We start from the raw sequence: 23,043 nt of genomic DNA on the forward strand, positions 1-23,043 counted from the left end.
ACCAACCCCTTTCACTCGGACGCCTCGTCGATAGCCTTCAGAATCATTTGTTGGTCGTCAATTACACTCTCATCTCCGGAAAAGCGGGACATCTCCATATGTCCGTCGTCGAACACGTCGATCTCGATACGCTCACCTGGCACAGTTATCGAGATCAGAATGGTGTCTGGGCGATGCCGGCCCAATGTATAAAAGAGGTGGCGATCGTCGAGGTCACTAAGCAATTCGTACAAGGCGTGCGTCATATATCCCCCGCCAAGATCAGCAGCTAGCCGTGAGAACCGAGTTGAAACAAAGCTGCAAAAATAATGGCAGTGAAGAACGCCAGCTCCGTCCCCCCTTGGATTCTGGTTCGCCGTACCATTTTGGCCGACACAATATCTTCTGCAGACATGTTGAACCAGAATTTGTACTACCATCTCCAAGCCCTTGATCTGCAATAGAAGGCCAATATTCGCTCTGGGCGAAATGCCATGATTGCGGATATCGCGGCGCCGTAAGCGATCACGACAAAGCCGAAAATGGCGCGGTAGGTCGATTCGTTCACGTAGCTGTCTCAGGTCGGCATAGCGAGGAAATAGGCAGAACGTCCGAAATTCGATCAACGAACCTATACAGTCACAATCTAGACTATCGACCGCAACTGGCTTGTCGGGGTTTGCACTACGTTGCGGGTTGTGCCAGCACCGCTAGGCCCACGCGCTAGGATATCGCTCGCATCCGGCTAACCACCAAAGTTTTTCTTCGAGATTGCCGATGATCCAGGAACGGATGGCGAAAGGCCGTCGTTGGCGCCGACTCCCGTCATTGCCCACCCATCCCGGCATCGCCAAACCCTGAAGATCTGTTTTTACGGAACCCGATCCACTCGATGATGATAAAAGCCGTGTTCTTCGACGTCGGCGAAACGCTGATCGATGAAAGTCGTGACTGGAACGAGTGGGCCGACCATCTCGAGGTGCCGCGACGGGTGTTTCATGCGTTGCTCGGCGCGGTCATCGCGCGTGGTCGGCATCATCGTCGCGTGTTCGATCTCGTGCGGCCGGGTGTCGACTTCGCCGCATTGTGCCGGGAGCGCGAGGCGACCGGGAGCACTTATACGGTGACCGCGGAAGATCTCTACCCCGACGTCGTGCCGTGCCTGAAACGACTGCGCGAAGCCGGCGTGCTGGTCGGCATCGCGGGAAATCAACCCGTCGCGACCGAACGTGCACTCCGTGCGCTCGGCGTGCCGGCGGACATCGTTGCGTCGTCGGCGTCGTGGGGCGTCGACAAGCCGGATGCCCGCTTTTTCGAACGCATCGTCGCCGAGACGAACGGAATCGAGCCGTCCAGGATTGCCTACGTCGGCGACCGGCTCGACAACGATGTCGAACCGGCGCGGCGGGCCGGCATGGTTCCGGTGTTCTTGCGGCGCGGCCCGTGGGCAATCATTCAGTCCGGTTCCGAGCGGTTCGCGTCTCCCGTGCACGCGATCGATAGCCTTTCCGCGCTTCCGGCGTTACTGTCCGGAAGTTTGGGGACATAACCTTGATCAAGGACGCGAGGGCTGAATGACATCGACGCGTCGCAACCGGTCAGCGTGGGTTCGTGCCAGATGTGCTCGATGTATTTCGGCATCTTTCTGCCCTAGATGCCGTGCTGGCGTGCTCAGCTTCGATACTCCCGCTGCCCGAATCCGGCCCCCCGATCACCCCGTCCAACCAGCCGCCAGCTCGTCATTCCCGCCCAAACCCGACCCCGCCCAAACCCGCACCCAGCCTGCCGCTTCCGCCCCCACCTCCACATCCCGTGGCCGATTTTGTCACCAGGTGGGCCGAATATGACAATGGAAACCGGCTCGCACGGCATTAGGATGGGTCACCTCGCCGCCCGGAGCTGGCCGGTTTTGCCGTATCGGCCCCGTGGCGCGCCTCATTCACCGCCTGATTTGGAACATCGACCATGAGCTATAACGCCCCCGTCAAGGACATGCTGTTCGTGCTGAAGGAACTCGCGGGCATCGACACCGTTGCGCAACTGCCGGGTTTCGAGGACGCCGGTTACGACACGGCGCAGGCCGTGCTCGACGAGTCCGCGAAGTTCTGCGGTGAGGTGCTGGCGCCGCTGAACGTCGAAGGCGACCGCAATCCGAGCAGCTGGAAGGACGGTGTCGTGACCGCGACGCCGGGCTTCGGCGAAGCGTTCCGCCAGTTCGTCGAAGGCGGCTGGCAGGGGCTGCAGCACCCGTCCGAATACGACGGCCAGGGGCTGCCGAAGCTGATCGCGACACCGTGCATCGAGATGCTGAACGCGTCGAACCTGTCGTTCGCGCTGTGCCCGCTGCTGACCGACGGCGCGATCGAGGCGCTGCTGACGGCCGGCACCGACGAGCAGAAGCAGCGCTACGTGCCGAAGCTGATCTCGGGCGAATGGACCGGCACGATGAACCTGACCGAGCCGCAGGCGGGCTCGGATCTTGCGCTGGTACGCTCGCGCGCCGAGCCGCAGGGCGACGGCACGTACAAGGTGTTCGGCACGAAGATCTTCATCACGTGGGGCGAGCACGACATGGCGGACAACATCGTCCACCTGGTGCTGGCACGCACGCCGAACGCGCCGGAAGGCGTGAAGGGCATTTCGCTGTTCATCGTGCCGAAGTTCCTGGTGAACGAGGACGGCTCGCTGGGCGCGCGCAACGACGTGCACTGCGTGTCGATCGAGCACAAGCTCGGGATCAAGGCGAGCCCGACGGCGGTGCTGCAATATGGCGATAACGGTGGCGCGATCGGCTATCTGATCGGCGAAGAGAACCGCGGCCTCGAATACATGTTCATCATGATGAACGCGGCACGCTTCGGCGTCGGGATGCAGGGGATCGGCGTGGCCGACCGCGCGTACCAGAAGGCCGCGGAATTCGCGAAGGAACGCGTGCAGAGCCGCCCGGTGGACGGGTCGGCCAAGCAGTCGGTGACGATCATCCATCACCCGGACGTGCGCCGGATGCTCGGCACGATGCGCGCGCTGACCGAAGGCGCGCGCTCGCTGGCATACGTGGCCGCGGCGCACAGCGACATTGCCCACCGCCATTCGGACGAGGCGACGCGGGCGCGTCATCAGGCAATCTACGAATATCTGGTGCCGGTCGTGAAGGGCTGGAGCACGGAGATGGTGAACGACGTGGCGAGCCTGGGCGTGCAGGTGCACGGCGGGATGGGTTTCATCGAGGAAACCGGCGCGGCGCAGTATTACCGCGATGCGCGGATCCTGGCGATCTACGAAGGCACGACGGCGATCCAGGCGAACGACCTGGTGGGCCGCAAGACGCTGCGCGACGGCGGCGCGGTGGCGAAGGCGCTGATCGCCGAAATCGGCGAGACTGTCGCGGCGCTGGGCAAGCTGGACGGTGCGGCGGCCGCGTCGATGAAGGTGCAGCTGGAGAAGGGCGCGAAGGCGCTGTCGTCGGTGGTGGATTACGTGCTGGCGAACGCGAAGCAGGACCCGAACGCGGTGTTCGCGGGCAGCGTGCCGTACCTGAAGCTGGCGGGCGTGGTGCTGTGCGGATGGCAGATGGCGCGTGCGCTGGTGGCCGCGCAGGCGAACCGCGCGAGCGACCCGGCGTTCTTCAGCGCGAAGATCGCGATCGCGCAGCTCTATGCGGAGCAGGTGCTGGTGCAGGCAGGCGCGCTCGAAGCCTCGATCGTCGGCACGAAGGGCAACGAGGGCGTGCTCGCGTTGACGGAAGACCAGTTCTGACCGGCTGACGGTCGGGACGCAGGAGGAGACAGGATTTTGACCACACAGGACTTGCTCGCGCAGTACGGCCCGCGCGAATCGATGGAATACGACGTCGTGATCGTCGGCGGCGGCCCCGCCGGGCTGTCGGCGGCGATCCGGCTCAAGCAGCTGGCCGCCGAGAAAGGCACCGAGATCGGCGTGTGCGTGCTCGAGAAGGGTTCCGAGATCGGCGCGCACATCCTGTCGGGTGCGGTGATGGACCCGCGCGCGATCACCGAACTGTTCCCCGACTGGAAGGAACGCGGCGCGCCGCTCGACGTCGAGGTGACGGAAGACCGCTTCCTGTTCCTGTCCGAGAAAAGCGCGGTCACCACGCCGAACTGGGCGCTGCCCGCCAACTTCCAGAACCACGGCAACTACGTGATTTCGCTGGGTAACGTCACGCGCTGGCTGGGCCAGCAGGCCGAGGCGCTGGGCGTCGAGATATTCCCTGGCTTCCCGGCTGCGGAGATCCTGTACAACGACGACGGCTCGGTGAAAGGCGTCGCGACCGGCAACATGGGCGTGGGCAAGGACGGCGAGCCGACCGAGAACTTCCAGCTCGGCATGGAACTGCACGCGAAGTACACGCTGTTCGCCGAAGGCTGCCGCGGCCACCTCGGCCGCCAGCTGATCTCGAAGTTCAAGCTCGACGCGAACGCCGATCCGCAGGCTTACGGGATCGGCATCAAGGAGCTGTGGGAAATCGATCCCGCGAAGCACAAGCCGGGCCTCGTAATCCACACGGCCGGCTGGCCGCTGAAGTCGGACACCTACGGCGGCTCGTTCCTGTACCACATGGACAACAACCAGGTCGTGGTCGGCTTCGTGGTGGGCCTGGGCTACACGAACCCGTACCTGTCGCCGTTCGAGGAATTCCAGCGCTACAAGACGCACCCGTCGATCCGGGCGTTCCTGGAAGGCGGCAAGCGCGTGTCGTACGGCGCGCGCGCGATCACGGCGGGCGGGCTGCTGTCGCTGCCGAAGACGGTGTTCCCGGGCGGCGCGCTGATCGGCGACGACGCGGGTTTCCTGAACGCGTCGCGGATCAAGGGCAGCCACGCGGCGATCAAGACCGGCATGCTGGCGGCCGACGCCGCGTTCGACGCGGTGCAGGCGGGCCGCCAGTCGGACGAGCTCAACGCGTACCCGGATGCGTTCAAGCAATCGTGGCTGTACACGGAGCTGTACCGCGCGCGCAACTTCAAGCAGTGGATGGCGAAGGGGCTGTACCTCGGTACGCTGATGGTCGGGCTCGAGCAGAAGGTGATGGGCGGCAACGTGCCGTGGACGCTGCACCACAAGCATGCGGACCACGAGATGCTGAAGCCGGCGTCGCAGTGCGAGCCGATCGAGTACCCGAAGCCGGACGGCAAGCTGACGTTCGACCGGCTGTCGTCGGTGTTCATCTCGAACACGAACCATGAAGAGAACCAGCCGGCGCACCTGACCTTGAAGGATGCGAACGTGCCGGTGAACGTGAACCTGCGCACGTATGCGGGGCCGGAAGGACGTTTCTGCCCGGCGGCGGTGTACGAGTTCGTGAAGAACGACGACGGCAGCGATCGCCTCGTGATCAACGCGCAGAACTGCGTGCACTGCAAGACCTGCGACATCAAGGACCCGACGCAGAACATCGTGTGGGTCACGCCGGAAGGCGGTGGCGGGCCGAATTACCCGAACATGTAACGCAACGTATCCCCGCGCCTGCGGGCGCGAACGAACCGGAGTGAGACGATGAGCAATGCAGCGAAAGAAGTCGTGGTGGTGAGCGGTGTCCGTACCGCGATCGGTGATTTCGGCGGCAGCCTGAAGGATTTCTCGCCGACCGACCTCGGGGCGAAAGTCGTGCGCGAAGTGCTGTCGCGCGCGAACGTGTCGGGCGATGCGGTCGGGCACGTCGTGTTTGGCCACGTCGTGAACACCGAACCGAGGGACATGTATATCGCGCGCGTCGCGGCGATCGACGGCGGCGTCGCGCAGCACACGCCCGCGCTGACCGTGAACCGCCTGTGCGGTTCGGGCCTGCAGGCGATCGTGTCGGCCGCGCAGACGATCATGCTCGGCGATGCCGACGTCGCGATCGGCGGCGGCTCGGAAAACATGAGCCGCGCGCCGTACACGGTGCCGGCCGCGCGTTTCGGCCAGCGCATGGGTGACGGCAAGCTCGTCGACATGATGCTCGGCGCACTGCACGACCCGTTCCAGACGATCCACATGGGCGTGACCGCCGAAAACGTCGCGGCGAAGTACGGCATCTCGCGCGACGCGCAGGACGCGCTGGCGCTCGAATCGCATCGTCGCGCGGCGCGCGCGATCGCGGAAGGGCGCTTCAAGGACCAGATCCTGCCGATCTCGATCCGCACGAAGAAGGGCGAGGTTGCGTTCGATACCGACGAACACGTGCGTCACGACGCGAGCGCGGACGATTTCACGAAGCTGCGCCCGGTGTTCAAGAAGGAGGACGGCACGGTGACGGCCGGCAACGCGTCGGGCATCAACGATGCGGCCGCGGCCGTGCTGATGATGAGCGCGGACGCCGCGCGCGCGCAGGGCGTGAAGCCGCTCGCCCGGCTCGTCGCGTACGCGCACGCGGGGGTCGATCCGGCATACATGGGCATCGGCCCCGTGCCGGCCACGCAGAAGGCGCTCGAACGCGCGGGCCTGAAGATCACCGATCTCGACGTGATCGAGGCAAACGAGGCGTTCGCCGCCCAGGCATGCGCGGTCACGCAGGAGCTCGGCCTCGATCCGGCGAAGGTCAACCCGAACGGGTCGGGCATCTCGCTCGGTCACCCGATCGGCGCGACCGGTGCGCTGATCACGGTCAAGGCGCTGTACGAACTGAAGCGCATCGGCGGGCGTTACGCGCTCGTGACGATGTGTATCGGCGGCGGCCAGGGGATTGCGGCGATCTTCGAGAACATCTGATAATCGACCGCTCAGCACCCGAACACACAGGAAATTTCATGGCCATCGAAATTGTCGGCGTCGTGGGCGCCGGAACCATGGGCAACGGCATTGCGCAGACCGCCGCCGTTGCGGGACTCAACGTTGTGATGATCGACGTCAGCGACGCCGCGCTCGAGAAGGGCGTCGCGACGCTGAAGGGCAGCCTCGAGCGGCTCGTGTCGAAGGGCAAGCTCGATGCGGCCGCACGCGATGCGGCGCTGGCGCGCATCACGACGTCGACCGACTACGCGCAGCTCGCGTCGGTCGATATCGTGATCGAAGCCGCGACCGAGAACGTCGAGCTGAAGGGTCGCATCCTGAAGCAGATCGAGGCCGTCGCACGGCCCGACGCAATCATCGCGACCAACACGTCGTCGATCTCGATCACCGCGCTCGCTGCGCCGCTCGCCGATCCGGCGCGCTTCGTCGGCATGCACTTCTTCAACCCGGTGCCGCTGATGCCGCTCGTCGAGATCATCCGCGGGCTGCAGACGAGCGAAGCGACCGCGTCGGCGGTGCGCGAGCTGACCGAGCGTTTCGACAAGTCGCCGATCGGCGTGCGTAACTCGCCGGGCTTCGTCGTGAACCGGATTCTCGTGCCGATGATCAACGAGGCGTTTTTCGTGCTGGCTGAAGGCATCGCGTCGGCCGAGGAGATCGACGCGGGGATGAAGCTCGGCGCGAACCACCCGATCGGGCCGCTCGCGCTGGCCGACCTCGTCGGCCTCGACGTGTGCCTCGCGGTGATGGACGTGTTCGTGAAGGACTTCGGCGACCCGAAGTATCGCGCGTGCCCGCTGCTGCGCGAGATGGTGACGGCCGGGCGCCTCGGCCGCAAGACGGGGCGCGGGGTGTACGACTACAGCGCCTGATGCGCGAGCCGGGCGCCGGTTGCGTGGAGGCCCCTGTGTGAATCCGGGGCACTCACGAAACCGGCGAGCAGTACGGCGCGCACCCGCACCCCGGAGACTGGGCACCGATCCAGCCTCCGGGGTGTTTTCTTGATGCGATTTGCGGCCGTCGCTGCTTACCGCGTGGCACCGAACGGACCGTCAATCGGCAACGGCGGTATCGTCGACGTAGTTCGCGATACTGAAGAACCGGTAGTCGCTCAGCAGATCGGGCGCCGGGAACCCCTCCGGATGAATCCGCCCGTAAATCGGGCTGTCGGGGCGCAGGCCGGCCAGGGTCAGCGCGAGCGTGAATTCGTTGAACGGCGCCATGAACTGGCGCGACACGAAGTGCATGCCCCAGTTGAACACCGACGGAAGCTGCTCGGTGCGCAACCACGTGTCCGGGCCGCCCGGCGCCCGCGCGCACAGGTTCTCCGCCCACGGGCTATGTCCTTCCACGATGAGAAAGCCATGCTTCGCGTGGCGTTTCCAGCGGGTCAGGAAATCGATCAGATCCGCAGCCGCCACGTAACCGGGAACGAGCCCTTCCGCGTCGCTGTACGCGACCTTGAACGCGCGCTTGATCTGTTCAAGCCCGATCGGCAACGCTTCCTGATCCGATACCGTCAGGGCCCCCGCATAGTGCTGGTCGATCACCGCGCGCAGGCGTGCCCGATCGACGGTGCGGAGATGGCGCTCGAGGATCGCTTCGGCGGCGTCCTTGCGCCGGATGCCCAGCCGGCGGTTGTGGACCAGGAACATGAAGGTGTGCAGCAGGTCGCTCAACCGCGCCGGGCGCACGCTGCCGTCCGGTTGCGTGACGGTCAGGCCGCTGTCGGCCACGGCTTCGTCGTAGCGGTCGGGCTGGGAGATGTCGGCGGCGATCACGCGTACCTGCACGCCGGGGATGTCCTTCAGCGCGGATAGCGTGGCGGCGGCGCGGCCGCGCGCGGATGCGTTGTAGTCGGCGCCGATCACGAGCAGCGGATAGTCGGCGAGGTGCCGGCCGCGCCGCGTCGACGTGATGACGTATTCCGCCAGGCGCTTCACCGCGCTGCCGTCGCCGCAGCCCATGTCGGCGATGCCGGCGGGCTGGCGATCCAGCGGCGTGTCGTCGAACAGCTCGCGCAGGATCTTCGTCGTGATTTCCTGCGATGCCGGCCCCGACCCGGCGCCGCTCGACGCATACACGTTCATCACGCGATCGATGTGGCCGTCGCTGTCGATATCGAGCGGATCGGGGTTGCCGAACAGGAGCTCGTCGAGCAGCGCATACGAACGCAGATACGACGCGGGCAGCCCCGCATAAGGCGCGGCGATCGGACGGTGAATCCGGCCCGACTCGGTGAGGCGCACCTTTCCCTGGTCGATTTCCACCATGCCGAACTTGCCCATCAGCGCCCATGCTGCGTCCAGGACGACAGGGTCCGCCTGTGTCCAGGCGCCCACCGCGACCCCGGCGGGCTGCTCGTCGAGCTTGCCGAGGATGCCGGGCGCCGACTGCACGTACTGGCCATCCGGCTGCCTGTCGAACACCGGCATGTCGAGCGCGACCCAGGTCGGGCCCAGCAGCAGGCCGTCCATCGCCGTGCGCAGCTGTCCGTTCACCTGGCGCTCCAGGTCGGTGGCCGGGGGCGCAAGCTCCGGCCAGCCCGCCACGCAGGCCCGTGCGAGCCGCGCATACAGCAGGCTGTCTTCGGCCGCCACGCGCGTTCGATGACACAGTGCGTGCAGATGCTGGAGCACCGACGTTGCATTCGCCAGTTGCTCGAACAGCGGCCGGGCGTGCTCGACGCACGCGACGACATATTCGCCGGCGGGATTGAGCGCATATTCGGCGTCTTCGTCGCCGCGATCGAGGGTCAGCCAGCCGGCCAGGCTCAGCAGGTTGAAGGCGCCCCACAGAATCCCGAGGTTACGGGTCGGGTCGGGCTGGCGGGAGGCCGCGAACGCGCGCATCGCGCGGGGCGCTCCGGCCCGCAGGCCGTCGAACGCGCCGGCAAACACCAGGCGTGCCAGCGTCGGTACCAGCACGATGCCGTTGGCCCAGTTGCAACTGCGCGTGTAGGCCATCACGCGTTGCGCGTCGTGCCGGCCGATGCGCAGCGTGGCCGCATGCGTGTGTTGTTCGAGCCTGACGGGCAGTTCCTCGTCGAGCACCTCGACGCCAATCGCGGCGCCGGCCGGCAGGCCGAGCAACGTGCGCGTTTCGTCGGGATAGGCGTCGAGATAGTGTTCGAGCTGCCGGGCCAGCGCGGTGGTGGAATCACCAAGGTCGAATCGGGCGTGCATGTTGGACGGTCTCACAGGATCGAAGGTTGGGCTGCAAAGGTTGAAGGAGCATCCGGATCGGCGTGCGCCACGACCGCCGCCGGCGCGGCGCCGCGAGTGCGGGGCGCGAGATGGGCGGCCAGCGCGCGAATGGACGGGTAGTCCCAGACCGCCGATGGATCGACGCTCACGCTGAACGCCTCGCTGAATACGATCGTCATCTCGACGGCGAGGATCGAGTCGAAGCCGATCTCGGCGAACGTCGACTCGCGCGTCAATCGAAGCTTGCGGTGCTTGAGGCGCTCGCCCAGCCACGCGATGAGCCATTGTTCGACGGCATGAACCTGCTGGCGATCGAGCAGGCTCGCCGGCTCGCTCGCGATCGGGGCCGGTGCCGAACCGGCGTCTTCGTCGGCCGGCGTGTCGGGCGCGTCGGGGGTGTCGGGCATGCTGGCGGCCGGGTGCTCGCCGGGATTGGCGTCCAGCAACGGATCGACGAGCTGGCTTGCGCCCGGGACCGTTTGCTCGATCGCGCCGATCTCGAGCCCGATCCGCGCGGCCCAGTCGTGCAATTGCGCCGACGTGGTCAGTGCGGATCGCAGGCCGACCTGCCGCTGCGCCGCCTCGATCGCGAGTTCGTACCGGCGCTGCACCCAGCGCAGCGCGCCGTCACCGACGCGCTGCTCCGCAGCCGCACGTTCGGTCACCGCGAGCAGCAATCCCCATTGCGCGACCGTGCCGAGCCAGTAATTGACCCAGACGGCGGCATGCGCGGCGCCGCCGAGTTTCGCCGCATTGGCGAGCCCGTCCTGCGAAAGTTGGGCGCCAAGCTCGCGCAGCTCCGTGGCCAGCACGCCGGCGCCCAGCGCGCTTTCCAGATAGCGCGGAAGCTCGTCGCTTCCGTTCAGCAGACGGCTGCCGAGGTGAACCAGCAGCGTCTCGGTCGGCCCCTCGAAGATGCGGGTCAGGCGCGCGTCGCGGAAGATCTGCGGCGCGAAGTTGGTCTCGATGTAACCGCGGCCGCCCAGGAACTGCATCAGCTCGTCGGCGGATTGCGACAGCAGCTCGGAGCCGAGAATCTTCGCGATCAGCAGGCAGTCTTCAGGCAACGTGACGCCGAGGTCCAGTTCGGTGGCCAGGTGCTCGACCAGCGCGTCGAGCCCGTCGATGCGGTCGCGCAGCTCGCCCAGGCGCAGGCGGCTCAGCGGATTGTCCAGCAGGAGCCCGGTGGCGACCTCGCGCCGCGCCCCGTAGCGATGCATCAGCTGCGCACAGCGCTTCATGCCGCCCACGCTGACGGCGGCGATGCCGAGGCGCGCGATGTTCATCGCGTGCTGCGCCACGGACATGCCCTGGCCGATGTCGCCGAGCCGGCACGCGTCGCTGATCCGCGCCCGATCCAGATGCAGCGAATTCTGGATCATGCCGCGCACGCCCATCGTCAGCTCCTCGGCGCCGATCCGCACGCCCGGCGTGCCGGGGCGTACCGCCAGGCCGACCATTCCCGTGCCGTCGGCCTGCTTCGCGAACACGTTGATGATTCCCGCCCACGCGGACGAGCCGCTCCAGCGCTTGGTGCCGGTGACCAGCCAGTCGCCGGACGCGGTGCGCTGCGCGCGGGAGGCGATCGCGCGGACATGCGAGCCCGCGGCCGGCTCCGTGATCGCGAATGCGGCGAGCATCCGGCCGCTCGCGAGGTTCGGCAGCAGTTCGTCGCGCAACGCGGGCTGCGCGTGCTGCATGATCGGCACGATGCCGAGCGTATTGTTCAGGGCGACGAAAAAAGCCAGCGTCGAATCGATCGCGGCCAGTTGCGCAAACACGCGCGCCATGTCGCGGTGGCCGAGCCCGAGCCCGCCATGCGAACGGTCGATCGGCATGCCGAGCAGGCCCCGGTTGCCGAAATCGAGCACGACGTGCGGCGGAATGGTGCGTCGCTCGTCGATGGTGCGCGAATCGATCCGCGTGCGGGCGTAGTGCCTGAGCCAGTCGTTCAGTTCGTCGACGGTGGCGGCGTCGTCGCGCCCGCGATCGTTGGCCGCCGGCTTGTCGACACCGGCGGCCGGGCGCGCGGGCTGCTCGCGATCGGGTGCCGGCGTTTGCGTGCCGGCGTCGACGTCCCACTGCGCGAGGATCGTCAGCGCGCCGTCGTGCAGCTGCGTGCGGCACGTGCTGCGGCGCACCTTGCCGCTCGACGTCTTCGGCACGCTGCCGGGCGACACCAGCACGATCCTGCTCGGCCCGATGTCGAGGCGGTTCCAGATCGCCTGGCGAATCGCGTCGATGAAGCTGTCGAGATTGCCCTTGCGCTGCGTGCGCTCGACTTCTGCCACGACGATCAGGCGTTCCGCGTCGGCCTGGTCGTCCATGAAGGCCGCGCAGCCGTTCGGCACCAGTTCCGGCACGCCGACGATCAGCGCGTACTCGATGTCTTCCGAGTAGTAGTTGCGGCCGGCGAGGATCACCATGTCCTTGAGCCGGCCGGTGACATACAGTTCGTCATCCAGAATGAAGCCGAGATCGCCGGTGCGCATGAATGCCTGGTCGCGGTCGCCGGCCAGCGTGTGACGGAAGGTCGAATGCGTCTGCTCGTCCAGCCGCCAGTAGCCGGCGGCGACGCTCGGGCCGGCCACGCAGATTTCGCCGATGGTCCGGTCGTCGCATCGCGCGTTGGTCTCCAGGTCGCGCACGATCACCTGCTGCTCGCCGTCGGTGCGGCCCACGCCGACCAGAACCCGCTCGCCCGGGCGGTCCAGCGGCTGCGGCGACACGCCGAGGGTCTCGTTGCGCAACACCACCGATTGCCGCTGGAGCGCAGCCTGGTCGACGCACAGCGTGCGGACCGGGTGCCGTTCCGTGCGGCCGGCGACGTACAGCGTACCCTCCGCGAGCCCGTAGCACGGCAGGAACCCGTCGGCGGCGAAGCCGGCTGCCGCGAAGCGCTGCGAGAAATCCGTCAGGGTGCTGGCGCGCACCGACTCGGCGCCGTTGTACGCGGCCCGCAGGCACGACAGGTCGAGCGTCGCCAGTTGTTCGTCGGAAACTCGCCGGCAGCACATCCGGTACGCGAAATCGGGCGCGCCCGTCAGGTCCGCGCGGTACTGGCTGATCGCGCGCAGCCACAGGTACGGATGCTGGATGAACCGTTCCGGGGCCATCAGCACGCTGCGGAAGCCGCCGTAGAGCGACGTCAGGATCACGCCGATCAGGCCCATGTCGTGATACGGCGGCAGCCAGCTGACGATCGTGCTCGACTCGTCATACGCAAGCCATTCGCGTATCAGCCCCAGGTTGTGGATCAGGTTCGCGTGACTCACCATCACGCCTTTCGGTGCGCCCGTCGTCCCCGACGTGTATTGCAGAAACGCGATGTGGGACGGCTGCACACCGGCGGGCGAATCCACGGGAGCCAGCGCCTGCGCGCCGCCGACGTCGAGCAGCGTGCTGCCAGACGCGTCGGTATCGGCGAGCCAGGTCGAGCAGCGCGCGTGGTCCTCGGCCGAGCAGAGGATCGTGTCGGCGCCCGCGTTTTCGACGATGCCGGCGATCCGCACCATATGCTGCCTGTTGCGCGGCGGGTAGGCCGGCACCGCGATCGCACCCGCATACAGGCACCCCATGAAGGCGCCGACGTAATCGAGCCCCGGCCGGCACAGCAGCAGCACCCGGTCGCCGACGTCGACCGCGTTCTGCCGCAGCAGCGCGGCGACCCGGCGGGCGCGCACGTCGAGCTCGGAGAAGGTCATCGATTCGGCCCGTTCCTGCTCGGGCGGCCCGCTCAGGAACACGTAGGCGGTGTGGTCGCCGCGTGTGGCGGCGCGGTTCTGAAGCAATTCGCCAAGCGTAGTCGGCAAGGTCGCAGTGGTCATGATGTCGTCGGAAGAGGAATGAAAACAGCGAGCAGGGGCCTCGCACCGGCCGGCGCCCGTGCGTTGCCGCGGCGGACATCCGGATACGGCTATTCGGCGCGATGGAACAGGTCGATCATGTGCGTCATGCTTTTGAGATGCAGGAAACGCGGCACGACCTTTTCGCTTCTTGCCGCGTAACGGGCCGTCCACTGGTGGGCCAGTGCCTGCGTGGCGGCGGCGTTGCCGCGAACCGCGCGTGCGTCGGCCTCGCGTGCATCGAGGCACGCGCGCGCATGCCGTGCGGCCGACCGGGCGAGCTCGCCGGTGAGGATGCCGTGGTGCCCCAGGGCAAGCCGCGGTGCATGCAGCTGTTCGATGACGTCCAGCGAGTGCCGGTACGCAAACAGGTCCTGAAAGACCAGCGGCAGCCAGTGGGAGGCGTCCTGAAACTCGCCGAGTGCATCCGACACGAAACCGATGTCCAGCTGCGGGCAGTAGTAGCCGAACTGGCAGCGGCTGTGGCCCGGCAGCGCGATCGTGCGGATCTGCATCCCGTCGCCGATATCGAGCTGCGCGCCCGGATTGACCGGGTAGAACGGCAGGTCGGACAACTCGGTGAAATCGGCGCCGGCGGCGGGTTCCCACGACCGTGACGCGTGCTCGTCGAGCTGGCGGATGGTGCGGCACGCCGACGGGCTCTGGAACGCGTCGAACGCGTCGGGCGAACCGGATACATGGAGCCACGGCATGCGCGACTTGAGCGTCATCAGCAGGCTGCAATGGTCATAGTGCGAGTGGGTGATCAGCCAGTAGCGCAAATGCCGGATGCCGCCGAAGTCCCGCAGCAGGTCGTGAAGCTGCTGCCATACGAGCGCCGTCATGCCGCTCAGGCCGCCTTCGATCAGCGTCGCGGCCTCGTCGTTGACGATCACGTACAGCGGCACGTCGGCGGTGCCGATCAGCGCCAGCCGCGGCTCGATCCACCCGGGGGATGCGTTCAGCATGTCGTTCAGCTCCGATAGAGCGCACAGGCCCACGTCGCGCCCGCGCCGTAGGTCACGAGGAGGTTGAGCTGGCCGGCCGGCATGCGGCCTTGCTCGCGGGCGAGGGAGAGCGCGACCGGAAACGCCGCGCTCGCCATGTTGCCCAGTTGATCGACGGAGATCATGCAGCGCTCGCGGGGCAGCCCGAGCCGCTCGATGACCGCGTCGAGGATGCGCAGGTTCGGCTGGTGCGGCACGACCAGGCCGATATCGCCGATCGTCAGCCGGTGCTTGTCGAGCATCTGCCGGCATGCGTCGACGATGCGGCGCGTCGCGTCCTCGAACATCGGCGCGCCTTTCATCCGGAAGTGGTGGCGGCCGGCCGCGATGTCGTCCGCGTCGATGAAGCGCGGGCGCCGCGCGCCGGGCGCTTCGGTGGCGAGCAGGTCGAACTGGGTGCCGTCGGCACCGAGCGTCAGGTCGATCAGCCCGCGCGCGGGCTCGTCCGTCGCCTGCAGCAGCAGCGCGGCGGCGCCGTCGCTCAGCAGGATCGACAGGTTGCGCCCGGCGTTGCTCGTGTCGATGCGCCGCGACAGCGCCTCGGCGCAGACCAGCAGCACGTTGCGATACAGGCCGCTCGCGAGGAAGTGACGCGCGATCTCGATCCCGTAGAGCCCGCCGCTGCATTGCGCGCGGATGTCGAAGCACGGCACCTCCCGCAAGCCGAGCCGGGGCTGGATGTAGCACGCCTGCGACGGATCGTGATGATCGGGCGACAGCGTATTGACGATCAGCAGGTCGACGTCGTGCGCCGTGACGCCCGCATCGGCCATGGCGCGTTCCGCGGCCGGGCAGGCGAGATCCGCCAGATGCTGATCGGGGCCGAGATAACGTCGCGCGACGACACCGGTGCGTTCGCGAATGAACGCGTCGCTGGTGTCGATCATGCCGGCGACTTCGTCGTTGCCGACGATCCGCTCGGGCAGGGCATGGCCGAACCCGGCGATGACGAGACGGGCGCTCATGCCTGACCCTCCTGTTCCGTCACGGCGGCGACCGTGCCGCCCGCATCGGACACGACGGTTTCGCCCCAGCGCCACAATTGCGCACCGAAGCCCCAGCCGGCGCCCGCGCCGGCAATCACGACCTTCGATCCCGGCCGGATCACGCCCTGCCGGATCGACTCGGCCAGCGCGAACGGCACGGCGGCCGACACGAGGCACGCGCAATCGGCCACGCGAATCACGTACTGATCGGATCTGAGCCCGAGCCGCTGCGCCCATGAGCGCACGAGCAGCGCGGACGGCTGGTGGAACACCATCGCATCGACGTCGGCGATGCCGGTGCCGCTCCGGTGCAGCAGCCGCTCGACGATATCGGGAATGGCCACCGGCATGAAACGCGAGATCGCCTCCTGCGCTTCGGGCTTGAGCGTGAAATACACGCCGAACGGGTTGTCGGCGCCGGTTTCCGCGTCGTCGTCGGCCGCGGCCTGCGCATTGCGCCACTGCATCGTCACGAGGTCGTAGCGGGTGGCGTCGCTGTGATATGCGGCATCCAGCCAGTCGGCGCCGTCGGGGTCGGCCGGCTCCGCGACGAGCACGGCCGCGGCCGCGCCGTCGCCGAAGTTCGTCGACGACTTGCTCGTGTAGTCGACCACCGCCGACATGCGCTCGGACGAGCACACCAGCGCCCGTTTCACGCGCCCCTGCTTGATGAGGTTGGCGGCGAGCTGCAGTTGCAGCACGAAGCTCGCGCATTCCATCTCGATATCGGCATCGAGCGCGCGCGTGGCGCCGAGCCGGTCGCGCAGCGCGCGCGCGAGCCGCGGCGCGAACCGGCGCCGGCCGTCGGCGAGCGACACGAACGGCGACGTCATGTTGAACAGCACCAGGTCGAGTTCGGCGGGTTCCACGCCGGCACGCGCGAGGGCGTCGCGGGCCGTGCGCTCGGCCAGCGCCAGCTCGGATTCGCCGGCATCGGGGTCGATCATGTGGCGCGATTCGATGCCCCAGAATTGCCACCATTCCGCCGGAATGGGCTCGACGCCCGCGAAGACGGGATCGTCGTTGGGGACCTGGCGGGCCGGCAGGCGGCAGGCGAGACTTGCGATTCGGACGTTGTGCACCGTCAGACCTCCATCGTGCTGCAGGCGATGCGCGGCCGGAACGGGTCCAGTGTCATGGCGATCACCGTCCGTTCATCGTCGCGCAACGAAATCGAATCTGCGACGCGCGACGCGAGCCACGCGGGCAGCTGGAACGGGTTCGGAATCTCCGCCGGACCGGTGACGACGTCGACGCGGAAAGCATCCCGCGCGCCGGTGGCGATCGACGGCCATCCGCCCAGCCACGATTCGCAGAACAGTGTGGCGGCACGCCGGTCGATACGGCTTTGCGCCGCGTCGAGCATTGCGTTGACCGCGGCGCCCGCATTGGCCGGTTCGGCGTCGAACCGGCCGGTGGTGCGATCGAACCGGCTTTCGAAGCGGGCCAGCGACAGGCTGCCGTTCACGCGCCGGGGCGCGAGCGCGTCGAGCGTCGCGAACGGCGGGGAATCGAGATCCGCGTAGCGGCTCGCATAAGCGCGGTCATGGCCGGACGGCGTCAGCACGATCGCGCCCGCACCGTCGGCGAAGCCGCTCTCGGCCACCTGCTCGACGTCCGCGAGCGCTTCCGCGCGAACGACGAGCGCGCGCCGATAGCCGAGCTGCCGGCAATGGCTTTGCGCGAGATCGAGTGCGAGCGTCCAGTCCGCATCGAGCAGGTCGAACACGGCCGCATGTCGCGCACGCAGGTCGCGCTGCACGGGGTGCGCGAGCCGCGGGCCCGCGATCGACGGGGCGTCCGCCATCCGGCTGGGGGAGATCGACAGGCTGACGATCAGATCCAGTTCCGACGGCAGGCAACCGGCTTGTTGCAGCGCCTGCCTGGCCGCCTTGATCGCGTAGTCGTTCGCGCAGGATTGCGCGGTGGTCGCGGGGGCCGGAACGGCCGCCGCGGCGCCGAGAATTTTCATAGGATTTCTTCGCTTTGGACTGCTTGATTCATGGAACGCGCCGCGCCATGACCCGCCTGCCGGAGCACGGCGCGCCGCAATTTGCCCGATTCGTTGCGCGGTAAACCGGCGTGATAGGCCACGCGATGCGGGCACTTGTATGGCGCAATCACGCTTTTCACGTGCTGCTGAAGCTGCGTCGTCAACGCGTCCGAGCCGTCGACGCCCGGGCGCAGCACCACGTGCGCGCAGATGAGCGTGCCGCCCCGTTCGTCGACTTGCCCGACGACGCCGCATTCGGCGATATCCGGATGGCGCAGCAGCGCCTGCTCCACTTCGCCGGGCGACACCGTGTAGCCGGAGGTGATGATCATGTCGTCCGCGCGTGCCTGGTAGAACAGATAGCCGTCCTCGTCCAGGTAGGCGCTGTCGCCCGTCAGGTTCCAGCCGTGCTTGACGTAGTCGCGTTGCCGCGTGTCGTTCAGGTAGCGGCATCCGGTCGGCCCCTGCACGGCCAGGTAGCCGATCTCGTAGGGCGGCAGGCACTGGCCGTGCTCGTCCACGACGGCAACGCGGTAACCGGGCACCGCCTTGCCGATCGCGCCGTCCTTCGTGCCGGTGTCGCCCGTCGACGCGAAGATGTGCAGCATCTCGGTCGACCCGATGCCGTCGATCAGGTGCAGGCCGGTGCGGATCTGCCACGCATCGCGCGTCCATGGCGGCAGCGCTTCGCCCGCCGACACGCATTTGCGCAGGGACGAGATGTCGCACGGGTCACGCTGGTCGAGATGGTCGAGCATGGCCCGATAGGCCGCCGGCGCTGTAAACAGGATGCTGACCCGATGCCGCTCGACGGCGGCCAGCAGCTGTTCCGGGCCCGCTTTCGGCAACAGCACGACGCTCGCGCCGACGCTGACCGGAAACAGCAGCAGCGCGCCGAGGCCGAACGTGAACGCGAGCGGCGGCGATCCGCAGAAGACGTCGTCGGCCGTGGGCCGGAGCACGTGCTGCGGAAAGCAGTGGCAGGCCGCCATCACGTCGCGATGAAAATGGACGGTTGCCTTCGGTTCGCCGGTCGTTCCCGACGTGAACGCGATCAGGCAGGGATCGTCCGCGCGTGTTTCGGCGGCCGCGAATGCCGCCGAATGGCCGTCGAGCCAGCGCGCGTGCGGATGCGTGTCGTCCGTGTCGTAGCGTCGAACGTCGCCGCGCCACTGCAGGCTCGCCATCGCCGCGTCGAGTTCTGCGGACAGCCCGGCTTCGCAGATGACGTGCGTGACCCGGGCCCGCCCGATGATGGTCGACAGTTCTCCCGCGCGCAGCTTCGGCATCGTTGCGACGGCGACGCCGCCGGCCTTGACCACGCCGAACCACGCGGCGGCCAGCATCGGGTGATTCGCGCCGTGCAGCAGCACCCGATTGCCGGCCACGAGGCCCCCGTCATGGACGAGCAGGTTGGCGATCCGGTTGGCGGCATCGCGCAAATCGCGATACGACCACGTGATGCCCGACCCGGTCGTGATCGCCACGCGATCGCCCCAGCCGCGCTCGTCGACGGCGGTATCCAGCAGCGCGGCGGCGCAATTGAGAAACGGCGGAAACTGCAGCCCCGGCAATTCGAAGACGAACGTCGGCCAATCCTCGGCAGGGGGCAAATTCGCGCGGCAAAAGTCGTCCATCGTCAGCGCTCGCAAGAGTGTGAGTTCGAAGTTCGCGATAGCGGTGCGGTGCCGCGCGGGCCGTGCGCCATGACCGGACGCAGCCCGCGCAGCCTGAGTCGCGATGCCAAAGAGATGTGGTCGGGGCGGCAGGCACCTGTCGCCGAGCGACGCACGGCGTGCCCGGTCAACCGGATGAAGGCTGGCCGGTTTCGGTGGAGTGATATCGTCTCATTTGATTTTCAAAATAAACAATAATCGATCGATTTAATTCAAATTCGCCTGAATCTGAAATTCGTCGATCAATCTGGTCGGCGTCAAAAAAATCCTGGCGCAAGCTTAGCGGAAGCAATATTGAAAAGTAAATGGAAGAATCGATGGATGATTGTGATTATTGATTGAAATCGATTCCATTGATCATCGTCATCTTTTAATTAATCTATTCCGGTAAATCATCTCGCGATTTGTTGACTCCGGCGGAGTCTGGCTGCCGCAACGCTGAATAAAGCGTCGCGGAGTTCACCGGCGCGAAACGCGCGTCGCTTCACGAAGCGGATTGCATTGCGCAAAAAAAGAAAGCTCCGCGCTTTCGAGCGTAGCGGAGCTTTGAATCGGATTGAACGGAGACTCAGGGATGCAGGCGCCGGGGTCTCGCGTTGCGCCCTTGGTTTTTTTGTAATTATATTGGCGAATATTCAATAATGAACGGGGAATGAGAATTTCCCGATTATGAAATTCGTGCGCGGCCTAGCTGTCAAGCACGGAAAGATTTTCCGGCAAGGTTTGCTTGAACATCGCGAGAATCCTGCGCGCCGCCTTCGGCGGCAACTCGATCGCATGTCGCACCGCCGCGGCGATCAACACCATCGTCAATTCCGAGAACGCCGCCAACTGCGCGTCGGGCACCGCCGGTGCGAGTTCCCGCAGCGCATCCGCCAACAGCCCCGCCAGAAACTCGCCGTCCGCCCGGTCGAGCGCCTGCAGTGCGCGGTCGGCCTGCGTGGCCCGCCAGATGTCGCGCATCAGCGGCTCGTCGACGAACATCCGGTAATAGCTGTCCGTGATGCGGGCGAGCGTGGCGTGCAGGTCGTCGAGCGATTTCATCGCGGCGAGATCGCGCCGTACGCAGTCGTGTCCGGCTTCGTTGTAGCGCTCCGCGAGCGTGCCGATCACGGCCGCCTTGTCCGGGAAGTACTGGTACAGCGAACCGAACGAGATGCCCGTGCGCTCGACGATGTCGCTCATCCGGAACGCGTCGCAGCCTTTCTCGATCATCACCTCCGACGCGCTCGCGAGAATGCGCTCGAACCGCTCGCGGCTGCGCTGCTGCGTCGGTACCAGTCGCGCGCGCGCCGGCATATCCGATGCCGCTGCCGCCGCGTCGGGCTCGTCGTTTTGCCCCGATTTTTGTCGGCCCATGCCGCCTCCAGAAAAACTTGACGTTGCTAATGCGAGAGTCTATCGTGTTTTCAAAACGCGAGACGTTCTCGCATTTTTGTCAAAGGAGACGGTCATGTCGGCACTTCCCACCCTCATCGTCGGCGGTTCGGGCAAGACGGGCGCCCGCGTCGATGCACGGCTGCGCGCGCGCGGCATCGCGACCCGGCCCGTGTCGCGCACGTCGGCCGTCCGCTTCGACTGGACGGCGCCCGAGACGTGGCCCGCCGCGCTCGCGGGCGTGTCGGCCGCGTACGTGACCTACCAGCCCGATCTGGCGATCGTGGGCGCGGTGGAGGCGATCGCCGCGTTCGCGCGGCTGGCGCGGGAAAGCGGTGTCGAGCGCGTCGTGCTGCTGTCCGGGCGCGGCGAGCCGCGCGCGCAGGCGGCGGAGGCCGCGCTGCAGGCGTCGGGTGTGGGCTGGGGCGTGGTGCGCGCGAGCTGGTTCAACCAGAACTTCTCCGAGGGCTACCTGATCGACGGCGTGCTGGCCGGCGAAGTCGCGCTGCCGGCCGGCGCGGTGCGCGAGCCGTTCGTCGATGCGGACGACATCGCGGACGTCGCGGTGGCCGCGCTCACCGATGCGCGCTTCGCGAACCGCGTGATCGAGGTTACGGGCCCGCGCGCGCTGACGTTCGCCGAAGCGGTCGGCGAGATCGCGCGGGCCGCCGGCCGGCCGGTCGTCTATCGCGAGATTCCGGCCGATGCGTTCGTGGCCGGACTGCGCGAGGCCGGCGTACCGGAGCCGGTCGTCGCGCTGCTCGACGATCTGTTCGGCGTGGTGCTCGACGGGCGCAACAGCGCGGTGACGCACGGCATCGAAGCGACGCTCGGGCGGCCGGCACGCGACTTCGCCGACTATGCGCGCGCGACGGCCGCGACCGGCGTGTGGAGCGCACGATCATGATCGCGTTCGTGACACCCGTCCTGCTGTGGGGCTCGGCCGTCGGCTGCGGGCTGATGGCCGGCGTGTACTTCGCGTTTTCGACGTTCGTGATGACGTCGCTCGGACGGATCGCGCCGCATGCCGGCGTGGCCGCGATGAACGCGATCAACGTCGACATCGTGCGTTCGCCGTTCATGCCGCTGTTCCTCGTCACGACGCTGATGGCGCTGGCACTGGTCGTGATCGCGCTGCTCGATCGCGGCCAGCCGGGGGCGATGGCCGCGCTCGCGGGCGGCGTGTTGTACGTGTTCGGCATGTTCGCGGTGACGATGGCCGTCAACGTGCCGCTCAACGATGCGCTCGCCGCGGCCGATCCGTCGACCGCGCACGGCGCCGCGCTGTGGACGCGCTACGTGCACGACTGGACGAGGTGGAATCACGTGCGCACGGTCGCGTCGGCCGCCGCGTGCGTGTTCTTCATCGCGGGGATCGCGGCGCGGTAGCGCCCCCGTCGCGCACGGCCACGCGCTACGCGCTACGCGTAAAACGCCGACGGCGACACGCCGAAATGCCGCTTGAACATCGCCGAGAACGCGCTCTGGCTGCTGTAGCCGTGATCCATCGCGACGGTCAGCACCTTCTCGCCGTGCGCGAGGCGCTTGAGCGCGAGCAGCAGCCGCGCCTGCTCCCGCCAGCGGCGGAAGCTGAGCCCCGTCTCGCGCCGGAACGCGCGATGCAGCGTACGGACCGACAGGCCGAGCCGGTCGGCCCATTCGGCGATCGTGCGCGGATCGTCGGGCGCGGCGACGAGCGAGTCGCAGATCGTCCGCAGCCGTGCGTCGTGCGGCCACGGCAGGTACAGCGGTAGCAGCGGCGCGACCGTCACCTCGGCGAGGAGCAGGTGCATCAGGTGATCGTGGCGCGAGCCCGGCGCGTAGTCGAGCGGCACGTCGACCGCGGCGAGGATCAGCTCGCGCAGCAGCGGATGCACTTCCACCACGCAACTGCGCGCGGGCAGGTGCTCGACCGTGCCCGGTTCGACGAACACGGTGCGCATCTGCACGTCGCCGCTCATCTGCACCGTGTGGTCGAGGCCGGCTTCGAGCCACACGCCGCGCGTGGGCGGCACGACCCACGACGCGCCCTCGGACTGCACGTGCATCACGCCCTCGATCGCATAGAGCAGTTGCGCGCGGCGATGGCAGTGCGTCGGTATCGACGTGCCGTGCGGGTATGCCGCCGCCATCGCCGACACGGGCATCGGCGTCGATTCGTAGCGCAGGTGCGCAAGCGGCGGGGTGGGCTCGAGTGTCCGATTGGCGACAAGTCCTGACATTTTGGCGTGAGACAGGCAGTTGG

General features: G+C 67.2%; 17 protein-coding genes. 7 read left to right on the top strand and 10 right to left on the bottom strand.

What is annotated here, in order from left to right; genetic code table 11:
• Positions 1 to 11 precede the first annotated feature (11 nt).
• On the bottom strand, positions 12 to 245 hold the full coding sequence (locus E9536_RS21120) for a hypothetical protein (protein ID WP_027792372.1): 234 nt from the start codon (positions 243 to 245) through the stop codon (positions 12 to 14).
• 629 nt (positions 246 to 874) lie between these two features.
• Between E9536_RS21120 and E9536_RS21125 the strand changes: the two genes are divergently transcribed.
• The 5 genes from E9536_RS21125 (at position 875) to E9536_RS21145 (ending at position 7,580) form a co-directional block, all read left to right on the top strand.
• Positions 875 to 1,528: an HAD family hydrolase gene (locus tag E9536_RS21125; protein WP_136470709.1), complete on the top strand. Its 654-nt coding sequence runs from the start codon at positions 875 to 877 to the stop codon at positions 1,526 to 1,528.
• A gap of 416 nt (positions 1,529 to 1,944) precedes the next feature.
• Positions 1,945 to 3,735, top strand: coding sequence for an acyl-CoA dehydrogenase (locus E9536_RS21130; protein ID WP_136470570.1), 1,791 nt, complete (start codon positions 1,945 to 1,947; stop codon positions 3,733 to 3,735).
• Between the two features lie 36 nt (positions 3,736 to 3,771).
• Positions 3,772 to 5,445 (top strand): electron transfer flavoprotein-ubiquinone oxidoreductase, encoded by a 1,674-nt coding sequence (locus tag E9536_RS21135; RefSeq protein WP_136470571.1) that lies wholly within the window; start codon positions 3,772 to 3,774, stop codon positions 5,443 to 5,445.
• A gap of 48 nt (positions 5,446 to 5,493) precedes the next feature.
• Positions 5,494 to 6,687, top strand: coding sequence for a beta-ketothiolase BktB (gene bktB, locus E9536_RS21140; RefSeq protein ID WP_042973147.1), 1,194 nt, complete (start codon positions 5,494 to 5,496; stop codon positions 6,685 to 6,687).
• Between the two features lie 38 nt (positions 6,688 to 6,725).
• The gene (locus E9536_RS21145; protein ID WP_124840775.1) at positions 6,726 to 7,580 is read left to right on the top strand and encodes a 3-hydroxybutyryl-CoA dehydrogenase; all 855 of its coding nucleotides are present in this window, start codon (positions 6,726 to 6,728) and stop codon (positions 7,578 to 7,580) included.
• Between the two features lie 180 nt (positions 7,581 to 7,760).
• On the opposite strand, the gene E9536_RS21150 is transcribed toward E9536_RS21145, so the two are convergent.
• The 8 genes from E9536_RS21150 to E9536_RS21185 form a co-directional block, all read right to left on the bottom strand.
• Positions 7,761 to 9,893, bottom strand: coding sequence for a hypothetical protein (locus E9536_RS21150; protein ID WP_136470572.1), 2,133 nt, complete (start codon positions 9,891 to 9,893; stop codon positions 7,761 to 7,763).
• Positions 9,894 to 9,904: 11 nt separating this feature from the next.
• Complete coding sequence (locus tag E9536_RS21155) at positions 9,905 to 13,741, bottom strand: AMP-binding protein (RefSeq protein ID WP_136470573.1); 3,837 nt, start codon at positions 13,739 to 13,741, stop codon at positions 9,905 to 9,907.
• A gap of 89 nt (positions 13,742 to 13,830) precedes the next feature.
• Positions 13,831 to 14,727: an MBL fold metallo-hydrolase gene (locus E9536_RS21160; protein ID WP_059524875.1), complete on the bottom strand. Its 897-nt coding sequence runs from the start codon at positions 14,725 to 14,727 to the stop codon at positions 13,831 to 13,833.
• Between the two features lie 5 nt (positions 14,728 to 14,732).
• Positions 14,733 to 15,731 carry a ketoacyl-ACP synthase III gene (locus E9536_RS21165; protein ID WP_060358667.1) on the bottom strand — a complete coding sequence of 333 codons (999 nt, stop codon included), beginning with the start codon at positions 15,729 to 15,731 and terminating at the stop codon, positions 14,733 to 14,735.
• Positions 15,728 to 16,858 (bottom strand): 3-oxoacyl-ACP synthase III family protein, encoded by a 1,131-nt coding sequence (locus E9536_RS21170; RefSeq protein WP_168799560.1) that lies wholly within the window; start codon positions 16,856 to 16,858, stop codon positions 15,728 to 15,730. The genes E9536_RS21165 and E9536_RS21170 overlap by 4 nt, the downstream gene beginning before the upstream one ends.
• Positions 16,837 to 17,724 carry a hypothetical protein gene (locus E9536_RS21175; RefSeq protein WP_136470575.1) on the bottom strand — a complete coding sequence of 296 codons (888 nt, stop codon included), beginning with the start codon at positions 17,722 to 17,724 and terminating at the stop codon, positions 16,837 to 16,839. Before E9536_RS21175 ends, E9536_RS21170 begins: the two co-directional genes overlap by 22 nt.
• Positions 17,721 to 19,382 carry an AMP-binding protein gene (locus E9536_RS21180; RefSeq protein WP_136470576.1) on the bottom strand — a complete coding sequence of 554 codons (1,662 nt, stop codon included), beginning with the start codon at positions 19,380 to 19,382 and terminating at the stop codon, positions 17,721 to 17,723. The genes E9536_RS21175 and E9536_RS21180 overlap by 4 nt, the downstream gene beginning before the upstream one ends.
• Positions 19,383 to 20,108: 726 nt before the next feature.
• The gene (locus E9536_RS21185; RefSeq protein ID WP_124546697.1) at positions 20,109 to 20,780 is read right to left on the bottom strand and encodes a TetR/AcrR family transcriptional regulator; all 672 of its coding nucleotides are present in this window, start codon (positions 20,778 to 20,780) and stop codon (positions 20,109 to 20,111) included.
• A 94-nt stretch (positions 20,781 to 20,874) separates the two neighbouring features.
• Between E9536_RS21185 and E9536_RS21190 the strand changes: the two genes are divergently transcribed.
• Both E9536_RS21190 and E9536_RS21195 read left to right on the top strand, forming a co-directional pair.
• Entirely contained in the window at positions 20,875 to 21,705 is an 831-nt protein-coding gene (locus E9536_RS21190; protein WP_136470577.1) for an NmrA family transcriptional regulator, read from the top strand.
• Positions 21,702 to 22,187 (top strand): anthrone oxygenase family protein, encoded by a 486-nt coding sequence (locus E9536_RS21195; protein WP_060317709.1) that lies wholly within the window; start codon positions 21,702 to 21,704, stop codon positions 22,185 to 22,187. Before E9536_RS21190 ends, E9536_RS21195 begins: the two co-directional genes overlap by 4 nt.
• 32 nt (positions 22,188 to 22,219) lie before the next feature.
• Here E9536_RS21195 and E9536_RS21200 read toward each other — a convergent pair whose 3' ends face one another.
• Positions 22,220 to 23,020, bottom strand: coding sequence for a helix-turn-helix transcriptional regulator (locus E9536_RS21200; protein ID WP_059555884.1), 801 nt, complete (start codon positions 23,018 to 23,020; stop codon positions 22,220 to 22,222).
• Between the last annotated feature and the right edge of the window lie 23 nt (positions 23,021 to 23,043).

The sequence above is a fragment of the Burkholderia sp. LS-044 genome, from assembly GCF_004803625.1.
GTDB classification, from domain to species: Bacteria; Pseudomonadota; Gammaproteobacteria; order Burkholderiales; family Burkholderiaceae; genus Burkholderia; species Burkholderia cepacia.

Coding starts and splice junctions, on each gene's coding strand:
- E9536_RS21190 (WP_136470577.1), top strand. CDS start 20,875: ATGTCGGCACTTCCCACCCTCATCGTCGGCGGTTCGGGCAAGACGGGC.
- E9536_RS21200 (WP_059555884.1), bottom strand. CDS start 23,020: ATGTCAGGACTTGTCGCCAATCGGACACTCGAGCCCACCCCGCCGCTT.
- E9536_RS21195 (WP_060317709.1), top strand. CDS start 21,702: ATGATCGCGTTCGTGACACCCGTCCTGCTGTGGGGCTCGGCCGTCGGC.
- E9536_RS21180 (WP_136470576.1), bottom strand. CDS start 19,382: ATGGACGACTTTTGCCGCGCGAATTTGCCCCCTGCCGAGGATTGGCCG.
- E9536_RS21165 (WP_060358667.1), bottom strand. CDS start 15,731: ATGAGCGCCCGTCTCGTCATCGCCGGGTTCGGCCATGCCCTGCCCGAG.
- E9536_RS21125 (WP_136470709.1), top strand. CDS start 875: ATGATAAAAGCCGTGTTCTTCGACGTCGGCGAAACGCTGATCGATGAA.
- E9536_RS21155 (WP_136470573.1), bottom strand. CDS start 13,741: ATGACCACTGCGACCTTGCCGACTACGCTTGGCGAATTGCTTCAGAAC.
- E9536_RS21160 (WP_059524875.1), bottom strand. CDS start 14,727: ATGCTGAACGCATCCCCCGGGTGGATCGAGCCGCGGCTGGCGCTGATC.
- E9536_RS21130 (WP_136470570.1), top strand. CDS start 1,945: ATGAGCTATAACGCCCCCGTCAAGGACATGCTGTTCGTGCTGAAGGAA.
- E9536_RS21150 (WP_136470572.1), bottom strand. CDS start 9,893: ATGCACGCCCGATTCGACCTTGGTGATTCCACCACCGCGCTGGCCCGG.
- E9536_RS21185 (WP_124546697.1), bottom strand. CDS start 20,780: ATGGGCCGACAAAAATCGGGGCAAAACGACGAGCCCGACGCGGCGGCA.
- bktB (WP_042973147.1), top strand. CDS start 5,494: ATGAGCAATGCAGCGAAAGAAGTCGTGGTGGTGAGCGGTGTCCGTACC.
- E9536_RS21120 (WP_027792372.1), bottom strand. CDS start 245: ATGACGCACGCCTTGTACGAATTGCTTAGTGACCTCGACGATCGCCAC.
- E9536_RS21145 (WP_124840775.1), top strand. CDS start 6,726: ATGGCCATCGAAATTGTCGGCGTCGTGGGCGCCGGAACCATGGGCAAC.
- E9536_RS21175 (WP_136470575.1), bottom strand. CDS start 17,724: ATGAAAATTCTCGGCGCCGCGGCGGCCGTTCCGGCCCCCGCGACCACC.